The sequence below is a fragment of the Novosphingobium sp. ES2-1 genome (assembly GCF_015169775.1).
GTDB classification, from domain to species: domain Bacteria; phylum Pseudomonadota; class Alphaproteobacteria; order Sphingomonadales; family Sphingomonadaceae; genus Novosphingobium; species Novosphingobium subterraneum.
Genome location: NZ_CP063449.1, coordinates 52640 through 72255, shown reverse-complemented (window position 1 = coordinate 72255; position 19616 = coordinate 52640). Strand labels below are relative to the sequence as shown.

The 19616-nt window shown below is 61.3% G+C and carries 17 protein-coding genes; 13 read left to right on the top strand and 4 right to left on the bottom strand.

The annotated features are described in order from the left end of the window. Window positions 1–20 precede the first annotated feature (20 nt). Genes IM701_RS20985 through hcaB form a run of 9 tightly spaced genes read left to right on the top strand, consistent with a single transcriptional unit; the run spans window position 21 to window position 7931 of the window. A complete protein-coding gene (locus IM701_RS20985) occupies window positions 21–1505 on the top strand; it encodes a 2-hydroxymuconic semialdehyde dehydrogenase (RefSeq protein ID WP_011906647.1) in 1485 nt (494 codons plus the stop codon). Window positions 1506–1509: 4 nt separating this feature from the next. Continuing rightward, on the top strand, window positions 1510–2304 hold the full coding sequence (locus tag IM701_RS20980; RefSeq protein ID WP_039336973.1) for a 2-keto-4-pentenoate hydratase: 795 nt from the start codon (window positions 1510–1512) through the stop codon (window positions 2302–2304). 22 nt (window positions 2305–2326) lie between these two features. Then, the gene (locus IM701_RS20975) at window positions 2327–3265 is read left to right on the top strand and encodes an acetaldehyde dehydrogenase (acetylating) (protein ID WP_039336974.1); all 939 of its coding nucleotides are present in this window, start codon (window positions 2327–2329) and stop codon (window positions 3263–3265) included. Beyond that, entirely contained in the window at window positions 3262–4293 is a 1032-nt protein-coding gene (gene dmpG, locus IM701_RS20970) for a 4-hydroxy-2-oxovalerate aldolase (protein ID WP_039336977.1), read from the top strand. Before IM701_RS20975 ends, dmpG begins: the two co-directional genes overlap by 4 nt. Window position 4294: 1 nt before the next feature. Next, window positions 4295–5065 carry a 2-keto-4-pentenoate hydratase gene (locus IM701_RS20965; RefSeq protein WP_039336978.1) on the top strand — a complete coding sequence of 257 codons (771 nt, stop codon included), beginning with the start codon at window positions 4295–4297 and terminating at the stop codon, window positions 5063–5065. A 1-nt stretch (window position 5066) separates the two neighbouring features. Next, on the top strand, window positions 5067–5303 hold the full coding sequence (locus IM701_RS20960; protein WP_193829249.1) for a 2-hydroxymuconate tautomerase: 237 nt from the start codon (window positions 5067–5069) through the stop codon (window positions 5301–5303). Then, window positions 5293–5574 (top strand): 2Fe-2S iron-sulfur cluster-binding protein, encoded by a 282-nt coding sequence (locus tag IM701_RS20955; protein WP_039336982.1) that lies wholly within the window; start codon window positions 5293–5295, stop codon window positions 5572–5574. The genes IM701_RS20960 and IM701_RS20955 overlap by 11 nt, the downstream gene beginning before the upstream one ends. Before the next feature lie 19 nt (window positions 5575–5593). Further along, window positions 5594–7099, top strand: a complete 1506-nt coding sequence (locus IM701_RS20950; protein ID WP_039336984.1) for an aldehyde dehydrogenase — start codon at window positions 5594–5596, stop codon at window positions 7097–7099. A gap of 31 nt (window positions 7100–7130) precedes the next feature. Then, window positions 7131–7931, top strand: coding sequence for a 3-(cis-5,6-dihydroxycyclohexa-1,3-dien-1-yl)propanoate dehydrogenase (gene hcaB / locus IM701_RS20945; protein WP_039336986.1), 801 nt, complete (start codon window positions 7131–7133; stop codon window positions 7929–7931). Window positions 7932–8024: 93 nt separating this feature from the next. On the opposite strand, the gene IM701_RS20940 is transcribed toward hcaB, so the two are convergent. Next, the gene (locus IM701_RS20940) at window positions 8025–8108 is read right to left on the bottom strand and encodes a hypothetical protein (protein WP_230488003.1); all 84 of its coding nucleotides are present in this window, start codon (window positions 8106–8108) and stop codon (window positions 8025–8027) included. Window positions 8109–8387: 279 nt separating this feature from the next. Here IM701_RS20940 and IM701_RS20935 point away from each other — a divergent pair, with 279 nt between their 5' ends. Next, window positions 8388–11831 carry a pyruvate carboxylase gene (locus IM701_RS20935; protein WP_039336988.1) on the top strand — a complete coding sequence of 1148 codons (3444 nt, stop codon included), beginning with the start codon at window positions 8388–8390 and terminating at the stop codon, window positions 11829–11831. Between the two features lie 190 nt (window positions 11832–12021). Here IM701_RS20935 and IM701_RS20930 read toward each other — a convergent pair whose 3' ends face one another. Beyond that, the gene (locus IM701_RS20930) at window positions 12022–12633 is read right to left on the bottom strand and encodes a TonB-dependent receptor domain-containing protein (protein WP_230488002.1); all 612 of its coding nucleotides are present in this window, start codon (window positions 12631–12633) and stop codon (window positions 12022–12024) included. A gap of 270 nt (window positions 12634–12903) precedes the next feature. Here IM701_RS20930 and istA point away from each other — a divergent pair, with 270 nt between their 5' ends. Both istA and istB read left to right on the top strand, forming a co-directional pair. Continuing rightward, window positions 12904–14430: an IS21 family transposase gene (gene istA / locus IM701_RS20925; RefSeq protein WP_082013536.1), complete on the top strand. Its 1527-nt coding sequence runs from the start codon at window positions 12904–12906 to the stop codon at window positions 14428–14430. A gap of 12 nt (window positions 14431–14442) precedes the next feature. After that, window positions 14443–15183 carry an IS21-like element helper ATPase IstB gene (gene istB, locus IM701_RS20920; protein WP_039338375.1) on the top strand — a complete coding sequence of 247 codons (741 nt, stop codon included), beginning with the start codon at window positions 14443–14445 and terminating at the stop codon, window positions 15181–15183. A 44-nt stretch (window positions 15184–15227) separates the two neighbouring features. Here istB and IM701_RS20915 read toward each other — a convergent pair whose 3' ends face one another. Both IM701_RS20915 and IM701_RS20910 read right to left on the bottom strand, forming a co-directional pair. Next, window positions 15228–15740 carry a TonB-dependent receptor gene (locus IM701_RS20915; protein WP_230488001.1) on the bottom strand — a complete coding sequence of 171 codons (513 nt, stop codon included), beginning with the start codon at window positions 15738–15740 and terminating at the stop codon, window positions 15228–15230. 90 nt (window positions 15741–15830) lie between these two features. Then, window positions 15831–18800: a Tn3 family transposase gene (locus tag IM701_RS20910; protein ID WP_008603805.1), complete on the bottom strand. Its 2970-nt coding sequence runs from the start codon at window positions 18798–18800 to the stop codon at window positions 15831–15833. Between the two features lie 173 nt (window positions 18801–18973). On the opposite strand from IM701_RS20910, the gene IM701_RS20905 reads away from it, so the two are divergent. Next, on the top strand, window positions 18974–19534 hold the full coding sequence (locus IM701_RS20905) for a recombinase family protein (protein ID WP_017184234.1): 561 nt from the start codon (window positions 18974–18976) through the stop codon (window positions 19532–19534). Window positions 19535–19616: the final 82 nt, after the last annotated feature.

Below are 19616 nucleotides of genomic sequence, written 5' to 3'. Positions count from 1 at the left end.
AACTTAGGTATTATGCACCAATGACCTCAACTTCCTCCTCTCCGGTCACCGAAACTATCCTGAACTTCATTGACGGTTCCTATCGCAAAGGTAGCGAGGGTAAGTCGTTTCCCAACGTCAATCCGGCCACCGGCACCGCGATCGGGGTTGTGCACGAAGCAAGCCAGGCCGACGTCGCAGACGCCGTGGCTGCGGCCAAGGCAGCGCTTACCGGGCCATGGGGCAAGATGACCACGGCCGAGCGGGTCAAGCTGATCGCCGCCGTGGCGACCGAGATCGAACGCCGAGCGGATGATTTCCTGGCTGCCGAAGTGGCCGACACCGGCAAGCCGCGCCATGTCGCGTCCCATATCGACATTCCGCGCGGGGCCGCCAACTTCCGCATGTTCGCGGATGTCGTCTCGACAATGCCGGGCGAAAGCTTCAACACATCGACCCCCGATGGCGGCCAGGCGCTCAACTATACCGTGCGCAAGCCCAAGGGTGTGGTCGCGGTGGTCTGCCCATGGAACTTCCCGCTGCTGCTGATGACCTGGAAGGTTGGCCCGGCGCTGGCCTGCGGCAATACCGTGGTGGTCAAGCCTTCGGAGGAAACGCCTCGGACTGCTGCCCTGCTGGGTGAAGTAATGAACGCGGTGGGCATGCCCAAGGGTGTCTACAACGTCGTCCACGGATTCGGTCCGGGTTCGGCCGGCGAATTCCTCACGTCCAACCCCGATGTCGATGCCATCACCTTCACCGGCGAGACCGGCACCGGACAGGCGATCATGCAGAAGGCCGCGATCGGCGTTCGCGACATTTCGTTCGAACTCGGTGGCAAGAACCCGGCGATTGTGTTCGCCGATGCCGACCTCGACAAGGCGGTCGAGGGTCTGTCGCGCTCGGTCTTCCTGAACACCGGGCAGGTCTGCCTCGGAACCGAGCGGGTCTATGTCGAACGACCGATCTTCGACGCCTTCGTGGCGCGGATGGCGGCGGCGGCGCAGGGCTTCAAGCCGGGCGTGACCGGTGATCGCGCCTATCTCGGCCCGCTGATCAGCGCCGAGCACCGCGAGAAAGTGCTGGGTTACTATCGCCGTGCGGTCGAGGACGGGGCCACCGTGGTCACCGGCGGCGGCGTTCCCGAAATCTCGGGTGCGGAAGCCGGTGGCTTCTTCGTGGAACCGACGCTGTGGATCGACGTCGCCCACGGCGATACCGTGATGCGCGAGGAAATCTTCGGACCGTGCTGCGGTATCGTGCCGTTCGACAGCGAGGACGAGGTGATCGCACTTGCAAACGATACGGTTTACGGCCTGTGCGCCTCGATCTGGACCGAAAACATGTCCCGCGGACACCGCGTGGCGGCGGCGATGGACGTGGGGGTGTGCTGGGTCAATTCCTGGTTCTTGCGCGACCTGCGCACCGCCTTCGGCGGGTCAGGCCATTCCGGGATCGGTCGCGAGGGCGGGGTGCACAGCCTCGAATTCTACACCGAGATCACCAACATTTGCGTGAAGCTGTAAGACGATGACAATCGACCCCAAGACTATCGAACAAGCGGCCCTGGCGCTGCGCGGCGCGGCCGAAACGGGGAAGCCGGTCAGCCCGATCCGCGACCTGATTTCGGCTGGTGGCGTTGAAGCAGCCTATGCCGTGCAGGAAGCCAACACCAAGCTCTACCTCGCCAACGGCCGGCGCTTGGTCGGCCGCAAGATCGGCCTGACCTCGCTCGCGGTGCAACGCCAGCTCGGGGTGGACCAGCCAGACTACGGGATGCTGTTCGCCGACATGGACGTGCCCGAAGGCATTCCGGTGTCGCTCGACCAGGTGATCCAGCCCAAGGTCGAGGCCGAGATCGCGATCGTGGTCGGCCGCGATCTGCCGCACCCCGACATGACGACAGCGGAGATGATTCGGGCGGTCGAATATGTCGTTCCCGCGATCGAGATCGTGGACAGCCGTGTTGCCAATTGGGATATCAAGATCTGGGACACGATCGCTGACAACGCCTCGAGCGGGCTGTTCGTGCTCGGCGCGGTGCCGCGCAAGCTCGACGGGCTCGATCTGCGCAGCTGCGGCATGGTCATGGAAGTCAAAGGCGAACCGATTTCGGTCGGTGCCGGGATTGCCTGTCTGGGCAGCCCGATCACCGCCTCGCTGTGGCTGGCGCGGGTGATGGCCAAAGCGGGGCGTCCGTTACTCGAAGGCGATGTAATCCTGTCGGGCGCGCTCGGGCCGATGGCCGGGGTTGCGCGCGGCGATGTGGTCGAAGCCCGGATCAACGGACTCGGAACGGTCCGCGCCGCGTTCGCCGCTGACTGAATTCAAATTGGAGGCTGGTCAAATGGCCAAGATGAAGTGCGCAATTATCGGCTCCGGCAATATCGGGACCGACCTGATGATCAAGCTGCTCAAGGGTTCGGATACGCTGGAGCTAGCGGCGGTTGTCGGGATCGATCCGGCCTCCGAAGGGCTGGCGATGGCCAGCGAACGCGGCGTCCCGACGACCCACGAAGGAATCGAGGGCCTGTGCCGGATGCCGCAATATGCCGATATCGGCATCGCCTTCGATGCGACCTCGGCCTATGCGCACAAGGCGCACGACGAAATCCTCGCCCGTGACGGCAAGCTGATGGTCGACCTTACCCCGGCCGCGATCGGCCCGGCGACCATTCCGCCGGTCAACCCGGCGGTCGATGCCGCGGTGCGCAACATCAACATGGTGACCTGTGGCGGGCAGGCGACGATCCCGATCGTCGCGGCGGTCTCGCAGGTCGCCAAGGTGCACTATGCCGAAATCGTCGCGTCGGTCTCCTCGCGCTCGGCTGGTCCCGGCACCCGTGCCAACATCGACGAGTTCACCCGCACCACCGCCCGGGCGATCGAAACCGTCGGCGGCGCGGCAAAGGGTAGGGCGGTGATCATCCTCAATCCCGCCGAACCGCCGATGATCATGCGAGATACGATCTTCACGCTGTCCGAAATGGTCGATGAGGACAAGGTTCGCGATTCGATCCTGGCGATGATCGCCAAAGTCCAGTCCTATGTGCCGGGCTACCGGCTCAAGCAGGACGTCCAGTTCGAACGCTTCGGTTCGAACCGCCCGCTCAAAATTCCCGGTTACGGCGAATTCGAAGGTCTCAAGACCAGCGTGTTCCTCGAAGTCGAGGGTGCGGGCGATTATCTGCCCAACTATTCTGGCAATCTCGACATCATGACCGCCGCCGCCAAGGCTGCCGGCGAGAGCCTTGCCAAGACCCACATGGAAAAGATCCCCGCATGACCTTCAATCCCGAATCCGACCGGCTGTACATCCAGGACGTGACCCTGCGCGACGGGATGCACGCCATCCTGCACATGTACGGCACCGACAGTGTCCGCACGATCGCCAAGGCGCTGGATGACGCGGGCGTCGATGCAATCGAAGTCTCGCATGGCGACGGCCTCAACGGTTCGACCTTCAACTACGGTTTCGGTGCCCATACCGACTGGGACTGGATCGAAGCCGCCGCCGATGTCATCAAGAACGCGGTGCTGACCACGCTGCTGGTGCCCGGTATAGGCACCGCAGAAGAACTCAAGCGAGCCTACTCGATGGGTGTCCGTTCGGTCCGGGTCGCGACCCATTGCACCGAGGCCGATGTCGGCAAGCAGCACATTGGCATTGCTCGCGATCTGGGCATGGACGTTTCGGGCTTCCTGATGATGAGCCACATGATCGAGCCCGAAGCGCTCGCCCAGCAGGCCCTGTTGATGGAAAGCTATGGCGCGCAGTGCGTCTATGTCACCGACAGCGGCGGCGCGCTCGATATGGACGGCGTGACCGCGCGGCTCCAGGCCTATGACCGGGTGCTCAAGCCCGAAACCCAGCGCGGTATCCACGCGCACCACAATCTGTCGCTCGGCGTGGCCAATTCGATCGTCGCGGCGCAGGCCGGGGCGGTGCGGATCGACGCCAGTCTCGCGGGCATGGGAGCGGGCGCGGGGAACGCCCCGCTCGAGGTGTTTATCGCGGCGGCCAACCGAAAGGGCTGGAAGCACCGCTGCGACGTGATGGCGCTGATGGATGCGGCCGACGACATCATCCGCCCGCTGCAGGACCGACCGGTGCGGGTCGATCGCGAAACGCTGAGCCTGGGCTATGCCGGGGTCTATTCGAGCTTCCTGCGACACGCAGAGAAGGCTTCGGAGCAGTACGGTATCGATACCCGCGAGATTCTGGTCGAACTCGGCAACCGCAGGATGGTCGGCGGCCAGGAAGACATGATCATCGACGTGGCGCTCGATCTGATCAAGGCCAGGGCAAACTGACATGGACAGGCTCGTAAATTACGCCGAAAAGCTCGACACCGCCGCGCGTGAGTCCACAGCGACACCGCAGATCACGCCGGTGGACACTGCTTTCACGGTCGCGGAGGCCTATCAGGTGCAGAAACTCTCGGTCGACCGTCGCCTGGCGCGCGGCGAACGGCGGATCGGCGTCAAGATGGGGCTGACCAGCCGTGCCAAGATGCTGCAGGTCGGCGTAGAGGAAGTGGCTTGGGGACGGCTGACCGACGCCATGCTGGTCGAGGAAGGCTCAGCCCTGTCGCGCGCGCGCTATGTTCACCCCCGGGTCGAACCTGAGGTGGCCTTTCTGATGAAGGCGCCGCTGGCCGGCAAGGTTACTGCTGCCGCGGCGTTGGCCGCGGTCGAAGCGATCGCTCCGGCCATGGAGATCATCGATAGTCGGTACGAGAACTTCAAGTTCGCACTGGAAGACGTGATCGCCGATAACACCTCCTCATCCGGGCTGGTGATCGGCTCCTGGCACGATCCACGGATCGATTTTTCGAATCTCGGCGTGATCCTCGAGATCGACGGCGAGGTGGTCCAGGTGGGATCGACCGCGGCAATCCTCGGCCACCCGATCCGCTCGCTGGTTGCTGCGGCGAGGCTGGTCGCGGAGGCGGGCGAGCAGATCAACGCCGGCGATATAGTCATGGCCGGCGGGATCACTGCCGCACCCAACCTGGCCCCGGGCCAGACCGTGCGGACCACGGTTCAAGATCTTGGCGCGGTCATGTTCCAGGTGGAGGCCTGATATGCCGATCATCGAGGTAAACCTGTTCGAAGGGCGCGCTCCGGAAGCCAAGGAACGGCTGATCCAGGCGCTGACCAACGCGGCGATCGAGGCGATCGGCGCGCCGCGCGAATCGGTCAGGGTGATCCTGCGGGAGATGGCGCCTGCACATTTCGCGGTCGGTGGGCAGAGTCTGGCCGCAAAGGCCACTGCAACAGCGCAATCGAAAGTTGAAGAAGATTGGTCGGATGAAAGCTGAAGCGCATCAGATCCGCATTGTCGGTGGCGCACAGTTCACCTGTTCCGAAGAGGAGCGCGTACTGTTCGCGATGGAGCGATCCGGCCTGGACGAAATCGGCGTGGGCTGCCGTGGCGGCGGCTGTGGCTTCTGCCGGGTCCGCGTCGTCGAGGGTAAGTATCGGACCGGCAAGATGAGCACGGCCAAGGTAACTGCCGCCGATCAGGCACAGGGCTACGCACTGGCGTGCCGGCTCTATCCGTTGAACGATCTGCTGATCGAAGTTGGATGAGATTTAAGGGAGAATTGTCATGGCTACGCAGTTGAAGAGTGCAGAAAACGAATACGGAATCAAATCGGAATATGGCCACTACATCGGCGGCGAATGGATCGCCGGAGACAGCGGCAAGACCATCGATCTGGTCAATCCCTCGACGGGTAAGGTGCTGACCAAGATTCAGGCGGGCAACACCAAGGACATCGAACGCGCGATTGCCGCCGCCAAGGCTGCGTTCCCCAAGTGGTCGCAGAGTCTGCCGGGTGAGCGTCAGGACATCCTGATCGAAATCGCGCGCCGCCTGAAGGCCCGCCATTCGCATTATGCCACCCTCGAAACGCTCAACAACGGCAAGCCGATGCGCGAATCGATGTATTTCGATATGCCGCAGACGATCGGGCAGTTCGAACTGTTCGCCGGTGCCGCCTATGGCTTGCACGGCCAGACGCTCGATTATCCCGACGCAGTCGGCATCGTTCACCGCGAACCGCTCGGCGTCTGCGCGCAGATCATCCCCTGGAACGTGCCGATGCTGATGATGGCATGCAAGATCGCACCTGCGCTGGCTTCGGGCAACACCGTGGTGCTCAAGCCGGCCGAGACGGTCTGCCTTTCGGTGATCGAATTCTTCATGGAAATGGCCGATCTGCTGCCACCGGGCGTGATCAACGTAGTCACCGGCTACGGTGCCGACGTGGGTGAGGCGCTGGTTACCAGCCCCGATGTCGCCAAGGTCGCCTTCACCGGATCGGTCGCCACCGCGCGCCGGATCATCCAGTACGCCTCGGCCAACATCATTCCGCAGACGCTCGAACTCGGCGGCAAGTCGGCGCACATCGTGTGCGGCGATGCCGACATCGACGCGGCGGTCGAAAGCGCGACCATGTCGACCGTCCTCAACAAGGGCGAAGTCTGCCTGGCCGGTTCGCGCCTGTTCCTGCACCAGTCCATCCAGGACGAGTTCCTCGCCAAGTTCAAGACCGCGCTGGAAGGCATCCGCCAGGGCGATCCGCTCGACATGGCCACCCAGCTTGGCGCCCAGGCATCGAAGATGCAGTTCGACAAGGTTGAAAGCTATCTTCGCCTCGCGACCGAGGAAGGAGCGGAAGTCCTTACCGGTGGTACCCGCTCGGATGCCGCCAACCTGGCTGGTGGCAACTTTATCAAGCCGACGATCTTCACCAATGTGAAGAACACCATGCGCATCGCGCAGGAGGAAATCTTCGGTCCAGTGACCAGCGTGATCACCTGGAACGACGAAGACGACATGATGGCGCAGGCCAACAACACGACCTACGGCCTGGCCGGCGGGGTCTGGACCAAGGACATCGCCCGGGCCCACCGGATTGCGCGCAAGCTCGAAACCGGCACGGTTTGGATCAACCGTTACTACAACCTCAAGGCCAACATGCCGCTGGGTGGCTACAAGCAGAGCGGCTTCGGGCGCGAATTCAGCCATGAAGTGCTGAATCACTACACCCAGACCAAGTCGGTGGTGGTCAATCTCCAGGAAGGTCGCACCGGAATGTTCGATCAGTGATCGGCAAGCAACGATCATTGGGAGAAACGATGTGACTGCAAGACTCGAAGGACAGGTGGCGCTGCTGACCGGCGGCGCCACCGGGATCGGCGCGGCGGTCGTCGCCCGCTATCTCGAAGAAGGTGCAAAGGTAGGCGTCCTGGTCAGGGATGCCGCCCAAGCCGACTTGGTGCGTACGCGGCATGGCAAAGGAATAGTCGTGGTTGAGGGCGATGTCCGCAACTATTCCGACAACCAGAACGCGGTTGCGGCGACCGTGGCTACCTTCGGCAAGCTCGACGTGTTTGTCGGCAATGTCGGCATCTGGGATTACATGACCCCGCTGGCGGACATGGATCCGGACAAGCTCTCCGAAACGTTGGACGAGATTTTTGGGGTCAACGTCAAGGGCTACTTCTTCGGTGCCCGCGCTGCAATCCCGGAACTCAGGAAGACCAAGGGCAGCATCATCTTCACGGCCTCGACCTCGAGCTTCTATACCGGCGGCGGTGGCACGCCCTATGTGGCATCGAAGCACGCGGTCCTTGGTCTGATCCGCCAGCTGGCATGGGAACTTACCCCCGATGTCAGGGTCAACGGCGTGGCGCCAGGCGGCACCCGAACGCCGCTGGGCGGTACCCATGCGGGTGGAACAGCCGATGTTCACATGGAAGATATGGAAGGGCTCGACGCGATGATTGCCGGGATGACGCCGCTCGCGCGGATCGCCGAACCGGATGATCACTCCGGCCTCTATGCCTTGCTCGCCTCGCGTCGGGACTCGGCCTACATGACAGGAACGGTTTTGCTCAGCGACGGTGGAATCGGCGTTGGCAAACGGCCCGGAAGCTGAAGCGGCCGAGATCTCTCCACCCTGGCGGGTGCTTGCTTCGTCAAGCACCCGTCTTTTTTAGTGAGATTGCTGCGATCGAGGTAAGCGGTGTTCTCAGGTGTCGGTGGTCCATGGTATCAGCTCACCGAGGGCGCTCGCTGGATGACCGCTGGCCAGCTTAGCCAGAGTGTCGGTCAGCCACGCGTGCTGGTTGATGCCGGAGATCGTGCAGTTCTCCATCAGCTTGGCGATGACCGCGCAGTTGTCGCCGCCGTGGTCTAAATCTGCAAACGAGGCGAAACAGGCAATGACAGGTTCCGCTTCAGAGCCAGCTCCGCCGGACCCAAATCCCGCAAGGATGGACCCAACTCTTGACCGTGGCCCTGGCGTTCAGATCATAACCAATAAATACCCAGGTCAATTCTGAGTGATGAACCTGGGTCAATTCTCAGCGCTACTCAACACGGCACCAATCCTATGAAGAAAATCAACAAATTGCTGGTTGCAAACCGCTCCGAAATCGCAATCCGCGTCTTTCGGGCCGCAACCGAACTCGATATCAATACTGTCGCGATCTACGCTGATCAGGACAAGCTGTCGCTCCACCGGTTCAAGGCTGATGAGGCCTATTGCCTCGATCCGGCGAAGGGCCCAATCCAAGCCTATCTGGCCATTGACGACATCATCGATATTGCGCTCAAGACCAAGGTGGATGCGATTCACCCAGGATATGGCCTACTTTCGGAAAATCCCGAGTTCGCTGAGGCATGTGATGCTGCGGGTATCGCCTTTATTGGTCCGAAGCCTACAGTGATGCGATCATTGGGTAACAAGGTTTCCGCTCGCGGTATCGCCATGGCGGCCGGAGTGCCAGTTGTACCTGCGAGCCCTCCACTCCCTGACGACTCCAATGCAATCATGAAGATTGCCCAGTCGATCGGCTTTCCATTGATGCTGAAGGCAAGCTGGGGTGGCGGTGGACGCGGCATGCGTCCGATCCATGATCCCAGCCAGCTGATCCCCATGGTTATGGAAGGCCGGCGCGAAGCCAAATCGGCGTTTGGCAGGGATGAGGTCTATCTTGAGAAGCTTATCGATGATGCACGGCATGTGGAGGTCCAGCTGCTGGGCGATCTCCATGGGAACCTCGTCCATCTATTCGAGCGCGATTGCACCATCCAGCGCCGCAACCAGAAGGTAGTCGAGCGCGCTCCGGCGCCATATCTTGATGATGCCCAACGCACTGCAATCTGCGACGCAGCGCTGAAGATTGGTCGGCATGTCGACTACAGCAATGCCGGCACCGTGGAATTTCTGGTCGATCGATCCACCGGCCAGTTCTACTTTATCGAGGTCAATCCCCGGATTCAGGTCGAGCATACCATCACTGAGGCCGTCACTGGGCTGGACATCGTGAAGGCTCAAATCAAAGTCGTCGAAGGCGGCCGGATCGGGTCGGTGCACGAAACAGGGATCCCCAACCAAGCATCGATCCATTTAAATGGCCACGCGATCCAATGCAGGGTGACGACCGAGAACCCTGACAACAACTTCATCCCCGACTACGGCCGGATCACCGCCTACCGAGGGGCATTTGGGCCTGGCATCCGAGTGGATGGGGGGACGGCTTATGAAGGTGCGATCGTAACTCGGTTTTACGATCCGCTCCTCGAGAAGATCATCGCATGGTCGGCTAGCCCTCAGGAGGCGGTCGCACGAATGCTTAGGGCGGTACGCGAGTACCGAGTCCGGGGCGTTTCAACCAACCTGGCTTTCCTGGAAAACCTGCTCAGCCACGCTGCGTTTCGAAACGCCGATTACAACACCCGGTTCATCGACACGCGACCGGAGTTGCTCACGGGTCGAATGCGGCGCGACCGAGCCACCAAGCTTTTGACCTACATCGCCGACGTCTCAATCAATGGCCATCCTGACGTGAAAGGAAGGGCTCAGCCGAGGCCTGACAGCGCAGGCCCACAACCGCTAAATCTGAAGGGACAAATCCAGCCAGGCACCCGGCAACTCCTGGAGGAAATGGGTCCGACTGGTTTTGCCCGGTGGGTCCGCGCACAAGAGCGCGTACTGGTCACCGATACGACGATGCGGGATGCGCATCAGTCGCTGCTGGCGACACGGATGCGTACCTACGACATGAAGCGTATCGCACCTGATTACGCCCGGGCATTGCCCAACCTGCTGTCGTTGGAATGCTGGGGCGGCGCGACCTTCGATGTTTCGATGCGCTTCCTGCAGGAAGATCCCTGGGATCGGATTCAGAGCATTAGGGAAAAGGTCCCGAATGTTCTGACGCAGATGCTGCTCCGCGGGGCAAACGCGGTAGGCTACACCAACTATCCCGACAACGTCGTTTGCCGGTTCATTCGTGAAGCTGCCAACGTCATCGATATCTTCAGAGTCTTCGACTGCTTCAACTGGGTCGAAAACATGAGGGTCGCAATCGACGCCGTTGCAGACTGTGGCAAGGTCGCGGAGGGAGCGATCTGTTACACCGGCAATATCCTTGATCCGGCGAGATCAAAGTTCAGCATTTCGTACTACGTCGATCTGGCCAGCCAGCTGGATCGAGCCGGCTGCCATATGCTCGCAATCAAGGACATGGCCGGACTGCTCACGCCGCAGGCGGCTCGGCTGCTCATTGCTGCGATCAGGGACGTGACCGATCTACCAATTCATCTGCACACACACGACACGTCTGGGGGGGCTGCCGCGACCTTGATCGCGGCGGCCGAGGCAGGTGTAGACGCGATCGATGCAGCCATGGACAGCCTGTCTGGGCTCACTTCGCAGCCCTGTTTGGGCACAGTTGCTACGGCCCTTAGGTTTGGGGAACGTGATCCCGGCCTTGACCCTGGCAGCCTCATGCGGATCAGCACGTACTGGGAACAAGTCCGCGAACAGTACCGGGCGTTCGAGAGTGATCTGAGAAGCGGCGCCTCAGAGGTTTATTTACATGAGATGCCCGGGGGTCAGTTCACCAACTTGCGCGAGCAAGCACGGGCTCTGGGGCTCGAGACGCGTTGGCACGAGGTCGCGCAGGCCTATCATGATGCCAACCTGATGTTCGGCGATATCGTCAAGGTGACGCCCTCTTCAAAGGTCGTCGGCGACATGGCACTGATGATGGTTGCGCAGGACGTGTCCCCCGACGACATTCTTTCTGGGCGCCGGGAGGTTTCCTTCCCCGCATCGGTGAAGTCCATGCTGAAGGGCGACCTCGGTCAGCCAATGGGTGGCTTTCCGAAGGACCTTCAGAAGATTGTCCTCAAGGACGAGAAGCCATACACGGAACGCCCGTCCGAACTGCTACCAGCCGCAGACCTTGAGCAGGTTGAAAGCGTGGCAAAAACGAGCTGCGGTAGGGCACTCAGCTCTTGGGAGCTGGCAAGCTATCTGATGTACCCAGAAATCACGGCTGGCTTCCTGCGGTCGCAGTCACGCTATGGACCTGTCTCCAAGCTTCCAACCAGCACGTATTTTTATGGCATGCGTCCTGGAGACCAGATTTCCGTTGAGATCGAGCCTGGCAAGGTGCTGAATATCGCCCTGATCGCCGTGAGCGAGCTCAATGAGAAGTGCGAGCGAAAGCTGTTCTTTGAGCTCAACGGGCAGCCGCGAACCATAGCGATCGTCGAAAAAGTAGCCAACATTGGCCGGGTCGACGTCCGCATAGCGGATGAGGCAGACCCAACCCATGTAGCTGCCCCCATGCCCGGCCTCATCTCCTCGATCTGCGTAAAAGTTGGCGAACCGGTCAAACCGGGTGACAGGCTGATGTCCATCGAAGCCATGAAAATGGAGTCTGCGATCCTGTCGGCGACGGAAGGCGTTGTCTCGAGCCTCTTCGTAAAGGCAGGCGATCTGGTTGATGCAAAGCAGCTGCTTGGAATCGTTAGCGCTTAGAAGGTCGCCGCGCCCAACCAGACGTAGCTGCCGCCGAGCAGGAATCCGATAACGCCCGCCAAGGTCATGACCGGAATGAGAAAATAGCGTAGGCCGTCCATCGGATTTCTCCCGAGTTATTCTGTTCTGGCCTTGCCCGTCGAGGCAAGGGTGAGGGCGGCGGCGGGCCGCCGCCCTCGGGTATAGGGTCTTAATATTTGTAGGCGAGCTTCAGGAACCATTCGCGCGGACGCGAGAAGCTTGCGGTGGCGGCGCCGCCGATGTCGAGATCGACGTATCCGCCTTGGATGTATCGTTTGTCAGTCAAGTTGGTGACGCCGCCCGTCACGGTGAAGTGTTCGCTTTTGTCAGTGAATGACGCGCTCGCACCAAAGACGCTATATGCTGGCTGAAACAATTGCGGGCTATTTACCGCATCCTTGAAGGTGCCGCTTTGATAGGACCAGTCACCACGAAGCGTCAGTTTCCCGGCTTGCCCTTCATAGACATCCGCATTGATAGCTGCCGAAGCTGTCCACTTGGGTACGAAAGCAAATTTCGAATCCTTGGTAACGGGGGCGGCTGATAAGTCGATGTTGGTGTAATAGGCATCCAGATAACCTACACCAAAGGTCAACTGAACCTGATCGATTGGAGCCGCTTCGCCCTCGACCTCGAACCCCTTGATCCGGCCGGTGCCCGCATTTCGTACCTTCGGTGCGATTCCCTCATTAACAACGATCTGCATATCGCTGTAGTCGGACAGGAACGCCGCGATGTTGAGGCGCAGTCGTCGGTTGAAGAATTCGTTTTTGAGGCCAATTTCGTAGGATTCGACGAACTCCGGCGTGAATGACGGTGTCGTAATCTCTGCGGGAAAGATGCGCTTGCGGATTCCGAGGTCATCGCGCGCACTGTTCCGATTTGATCGCGCGCGGCATTCCGAGGTGATCGCGCGCAGCGTTCCGAGAATTGTCCGCGCAGGATTCCGAGATGATCGCGCGCAGTTTGAGGTGTGGGCAGCCTGATCGTTGGGCCATTTCTCCGGTCGTCAGTCGACTGGAGGAAATGGATGCCGACGAGGAGGTTAGCGATGCGCCATGTGCGCGAGATTTTGCAGCTGAGCCTGGATGCCGGGTTGTCGACGCGGGTAGTTGGCGAACGGGTCGGGATCGGGCCGACGACGGTGCGCGACACGCTGCGGCGTTTCGGGTGGTCCGGGCTGACGTGGCCGGTGCCGGCCGAGATGACCGACGCGGAACTGGAAGCGCGCCTTTACGGCATATCCGGGGTGAGGCCCGGCCGTCGTAAGCAGCCAGAGCCAGATTGGTCGGTGGTGGCGCGCGAACTCAAGCGCAAGCACGTGACACTCCAGGTTCTGTGGGAGGAGTATTACGCCGCAAACCCGGATGGGTATCGTTACAGTCGCTGGTGTGACCTGTTCCGGGGTTGGCAGGGGCGGTTGCCGCTTGTGATGCGGCAAAGCCATGCAGGCGGCGAGAAATTGTTCGTCGACTATGCCGGAGACAAGGTCCCCGTCGTTGTCGACCGGCGTACAGGCGAAGTTCGTGACGCCCATCTGTTCGTGGCGGTGATGGGCGGATCGAGCCTGTCGTTCGCGTGTGCCACCTGGACCGAGCAGTTCGCTGACTGGATCGAGGCGCACAATGCGGCCTTCGCCTTCTTCGGCGGGGTGCCGCAGTTGCTGGTTCCCGACAATGCCAAGGTCGCGGTGATCAAGGCTTGTCACTTCGATCCAATGCTTAACCGTAGCTACAACGACATGGCTCGTCATTACGGGACCGCAGTGCTTCCGGCGCGCCCAAGGCGGCCGCGGGACAAGGCGAAGGTCGAGGCTTGCGTTGGCATTGTCGAGCGCTGGGTGCTGGGCAAATTGCGCAACCGGATTTTCTACAGCCTTGCCGAATTGAATACGGCGATCGCCGGCTGCTTGGCTGACCTCAACGATACGCGAGTGATGCGTCAGTTCGGAAAGACGCGGCGCCAATTGTTCGAGGAAGTAGACGCGCCGAACCTGAAGCCGCTGCCGGCCGAGCCTTGGGTCCATGCAGAATGGAAGCGGTGCCGGGTCGGGCTCGATTACCACATTGCCGTCGACCGCCATCATTACTCGGTGCCCTACCGCTTCGCCCGCCGTGAAGTCGAGGTCCGCTGCACGGCCCGTACTGTCGAGATATTCCTCGGCGGTGAGCGTATTGCCGTTCACATGCGTGGGTCTGGCAATGGCCGACACACAACCATCCCTGAGCACATGCCGTCCAGCCATCGGCGCTACCTCGAATGGACGCCGGCCAAGATCCGCGAAGAAGCAGCGCGTGTGGGTCCTATGCTGTCCTTGCTGGTCGAGAAAATCATCGAGGACCGGCCACATCCCGAGCAAGGATATCGGTCCTGCCTCGGAATAATCGGCTTGGCCAAGCGCTTTGGCGCTGTCCGCCTGGAGGCAGCGGCACTGCGTGCACTGGAAATCCAGGCTCGCAATTATCCCAGCGTCAAATCGATCCTTGAGAAAGGGCTCGACCAGGTTCCCGTGCGCGAAACCCCGGAGCGCACGCCGATCCTTCACACCAACATCCGGGGCTCCGGATACTATCACTGACAGGACCCATGAATGCTGAAACATCCGACACTGGACCAGCTGAACCAGCTGGGCCTCACTGGCATGGCCCATGCCTTCTCAGAAATGGAGAGCAACGGCGATGCCGCCGGCCTCAGTCATGCCGAATGGCTGGCAATGCTACTCGACCACGAAGCCACTTGGCGAAACGACCGCCGCCTTGCCCTGCGCCTGCGGCACGCGAAATTGCGACACCACGCGGTGCCCGAGGACGTTGATTATCGCAGTCCACGTGGATTGGACCGCCGTATGTTCGAAATGCTGCTCAAGGGCGACTGGATCGGCAACCATGAGAACCTGGCCATCATTGGCCCGACGGGCGTCGGAAAGAGTTGGCTCGCCTGTGCAGTCGGCCACAAGGCCTGCCGGGATAATCGCTCCGTCCTCTACACCCGACTGCCGCGGCTGATCGACGAACTGTCCCTCGCCAAGGGCGATGGCCGGATCGCTGCACGCATGAAAAGCCTCGCCCGGGTTGACCTCTTGATCCTCGACGATTGGGGTCTCGAGCCACTCGATGGCAATGCAAGGCACCACCTCCTCGAGATTCTTGAAGACCGCTACGGTTGCCGCTCGACCATGGTGACCAGTCAGCTTCCAGTGGCGCGTTGGCACGAGCTGATCAATGACCCCACTTACGCCGACGCCATTCTGGACCGCCTCGTTCACAACGCCCATCGTCTCGAAATGAGTGGCGAATCCATGCGCCGCCTGTCCGCCACAACTCCGGCTTGACCAAGCCGAGAACACAGTGACATCATTACCCAACGATCAGGTGGTCACCTGCGCGCGATCAAATCGGAACGCTGCGCGGCATCAGATCGGAATACATGCGCGCCATCGTCGGAATCCGCAATGCGCTGGCTGAACCCGCCGTTCTTGAAGCCTTTTGAGTAGGATGCATAGATCAAGGTGTCGTCAGTGATCTTGTAGTCCGCCGAAATCGCTGGTGTCCATTCCTTCGCCTTGGCCTGGACTTGCACAGCTGGCATCGTGTGGTTGCCTCCCGGGTTCGTTGCCGAAGGCGTGCATCCGCCTGGAAGCGGGAAACCGGCGAAGGCTTCGAAGCCGGGGACGCCTGGTGGGATCACGCCCGGCACGGCCTGCCCGACGAGGCACTGGCTGAAGGCAATGAAAGCGCCATTGGGATAAAGTGAGGCCAGCACTGGATCGAACCGCGACCTATCATTGTAGATGACTTGTAGCGACGGATCGAACCGCTTGGTTTCGTTGGTGTAACGAATGCCCGGCGTGATCGAGAACCGGTCGGTTACCTTGAAGGTGGCCTGCAGGTATGACGCATAGCTATCGTTGTCGATTTTGGCGTCACCTCAAGGTTTGTGCGCCAGACAACGATTTGGCGGACATAATGAGAACACTGGCTATGCCACGAGTTTGAGGCGGGCCATGGGATCGTTGAGGGTGCGGAACTCGCCAGGGGAGAGCCGGTTTGCCCTTTGCCACAGATAGTCGCCGGTCAAACTGATATGCACCCAGCCCATCGGCGAGAGATGGGCAAGCAGCGCATCATCGAAGGTGCCGCCGGATGATTGGAGATGCTGGGCGGCCCTGTCCATATAGACGGTGTTCCAGTAAGAAATCGCCGCGATCAGCAGATTGAGGCCCGATGCCCGATATTCCTGATTCTCGATCGAGCGATCGGTGAACCGCCCCTGTCGGTTGGTGTAGATCGCGGCGGCAAGGGTATGACGTGCTTCGCCTTTATTGAGGCCGGCCTGGCAGGCGCGACGCAAGTCGGGCTGTTCAAGCCAGTCGAGCGCAAATAGCGTCCGCTCGATGCGGCCGAGTTCGGCCAGCGCAAAATCCAGCCTGTTCTGGCGCTTGTAGGCGGCCAGCTTGCGCAGGATCGCGGAGGGCGCAACGGCTCCTTCCTTAATGGAGGCGACGATCCTGACGATGTCATCCCAATCGGCTTCGATCGCCGCCGTCTTGATCGTGCGGCCCATGAGGCTTTCGATGCCTTTGTAGGTCGAAGGCGCGGCGATCGAGCCGAGTTTCCGGTCGGCGATGTCGCGCAGACGGGGCACGAACCGGAAGCCGAGAAGATGGCAAAGGGCAAAGACATGGTCCGTCGCGCCGCCGGTATCAGTGTAATGCTCATGCAGCGGTAGCGCGCCGGCGCCGAGCATCAGGCCATCCAGCACGTAGGGGGCCTCGCCGGCGGTGGCCGACATGATCCGCGATCCGAACGAGGCAAAATGATCGGACAGGTGGGAGTAGATCTTCAGGCCCGGCTCGCTGCCATATTTCGCATTGATGTCGGCCGCCGCCGATCGGTTGCGGCCCGAGCGGAAGAACTGCCCATCGGAGGATGAACTAGTGCCGGCTCCCCAATGGCGCGTGAAAGGAAGATCATGGTGCGCGGCAACGATCATCCCCAACGCGGCCTGATAGTTTTCGGGCGACAAATACCAGTTGTGGGTCCAGGCAAGCTGGGCGTAGCTCACCCCGTCGCTGGCGTTGGCCATGCGCTCTAGACCCAGATTCGATCCATCAGCGAGAATGGCGGCGAGGATCGCGTGCGGGTTGTCATGCTCCTTGCCGGACCGAAGATCGCGAAATGCGCTCAGGAACCCGGTGCGCTCGGCCACCTCGACCAGGAGTTCGGTGATCCGCACGCGCGGAAGCAAGGCGTCGAGCCTGCGATCGAGAGCCTCCGCCTCGGGTGGAGTGATCGCCGGCATGGGTTGCAGCTTGAGCCGGTCGCGTTCGAGCGCCACGCCCGCGAGCCTGTTCGCCTTGAGTTGCTTGGCGAAACGGCGCAGCCGCCAGTCGAGCGTCCTTGCCCGCTCCTCCAGATAGGCGGCCGCATCGGTCTGGAATGGCAGGCTGTCGGCCACCTTATCGGCATCGCGTCGACTCAGCAAATAGGTGTCGAAGCGGCGATAATTGCGGGTTCCTTCGACCCATATGTCGCCGGCGCGCAACCGATCGCGCAGCGTGGCCATGATGGCCGTCTCGTATCGCCGGCGATCGACCTGGCCACCTTCGGTGATGAGGCGCTTCCACTGCCGGTTGGCGAATGGGAGCGGAACGCCCTCGGGCAGGCTGCGGGCCTTGCGGGCATTGGTATCGCGGATGACCTCGATGGCCTTGACCAGTTGCGATCCGCTCCCCGATGCCTTGAACGTGAATGTATCGAGGAAAGCCGGGCTGAACCGCCGCAGCGTCGCATAGCGACCAGTCGCCGCGACAAGCGCATCTTCGCCCGCCAGCTCGGCCAGCGCATCGACCTGCGATTTGGCTGCGACCAGTCTGTGCCAGCCTACCGCTTCGTCGATCAGTTCGAGCGGATTACCGCCATGTTCGACCGCCTCTCCCAGCGCGGCGATCGTCGCGCCGAACAGCCGCATAAGTTCGCCGACCGAGCGGATGCTGTCCTGATAGCGCCTTTCCCGCCCGCGCCGCGCCCGTGTGAACAGGCTTCCGACAAGCCTGTCGAACATCTGGATCGCACCATCGGCGAGCCTGGCATCGAGGTCGATGACCGCCGCGATCAGCGTCGCGCGGCGCCTGTTAAGGCTATAATCGGAGAGCAGGAACGCCGGCGCAACGCCACCTTCGCGCATGAACTGCGCGAACCGGAAGTCGGGGATTTTCGCGCCGATCGCCGGGTCGATGCCGATTCCGCGCACATAGCGTAGCCGTTCCAGCAGCCCGTTGATGTTCGCCGTGGTGGGCGCTTCCTCGAAATTGCGCAGCCAGGCCAGCGGCGTCATGCCGAAGTCGCTGTTGTTGACGATCAGATCATCGATCCGCGCCAGTTCGGCATGACCCAGGCTTTCGACAATGAGCGCCGCCGCGGCTTTGCGGGCGCGTGCCCTGCCGGCGAGGCCCGCACGTTCGAGCGTGTCTGCCGATGGAAGAATGAAGCGTTCCTGCTTCAGCCCCTCCATCAATGCGCGGACAATAGGTTCGCCCCGATCGGTCCGCTCCGCAGCTCTTGCGGCGAGATCGAGCGCGAGCGGTATATCCCCTCGCCGAAAAGGGTGTAGCCCCAGATGCCGTGCCGCAATGTCGGCATGATCGTTACGTGTTTGCGCGCGCTGGCCATAGTCGGCGAACGCATCAACATCGACGAAGAGCTGGGCGGCGAGATAGTGAAGGACCGCATCGGGGACGTCGACGTCGGGCTGCAAACCGAAGCCGGGATGCCGCATAAGCGCGATCTGCGTTGCCAGACCGAGGCGGTTGGCAGGGCGATAGCGGCGACCGACCAGTTCGAGATCCTCGGCGGCAAGGGTATAGTGGCCGACGATCGCGGTTTCGTCATGGGGGATATCGAACAGGCGACGCCTTTCTTCTCCGGTCAATAATCGCCGCCGCGCCATCCTGCCTCCATCCCGAGTCGAGAGCGACAGGCTAGCGTCAATCTGGAGTATAGCCTAACCGGACGTCAGGATGCAGCGGCGGTTTCTGTCAGGATAGGGTTATGGCAAGCATTTATTGACGCATGTTCCGCCGTGTCATAGAATTCAACCTGACATTTTGACCGGAGGCGGCGATGAAAGGCCAGAGGATCGGTTACGTCCGGGTGAGCACATTCGATCAGAATGTCGATCGCCAGTTGGACGGGCAGTCGCTCGACCGGATTTTCACCGACAAGGCATCGGGCAAGGACATCAACCGCCCCGAACTCGATGCCATGCTCGCCTTCGCCCGCGAGGGTGACACCGTCGTGGTCCACAGCATGGATCGATTGGCGCGTAATCTCGACGATCTGCGCAAACTGGTTCAGTCCCTCACCAAAAGAGGCGTCCGGATCGAGTTCGTGAAGGAAAGCCTGGCCTTCTCGGGCGAGGATTCCCCGATGGCCAACCTGATGCTCTCGGTCATGGGTGCGTTCGCCGAATTCGAGCGCGCCCTGATCCGGGAGCGGCAGCGCGAAGGCATTGCGGTCGCCAGACAACGCGGTGCTTATCGCGGGCGGAAACGTTCCCTCTCCGACGAAATGGTCGCCGAGCTGCACCGCCGTGTTGATGACGGCGAGCGCAAGGCCGTCATCGCCCGTGACCTGGGGATCAGTCGCGAAACCCTCTACCAGTATCTCCGCGCTGCCACCTGAGCCGGTTTCACCCAGCCTCGCTCACCCTTAGGCTTGTCTGATTGATACGACCAATGTCACGTCTCTTGAATTGCTTGAATCA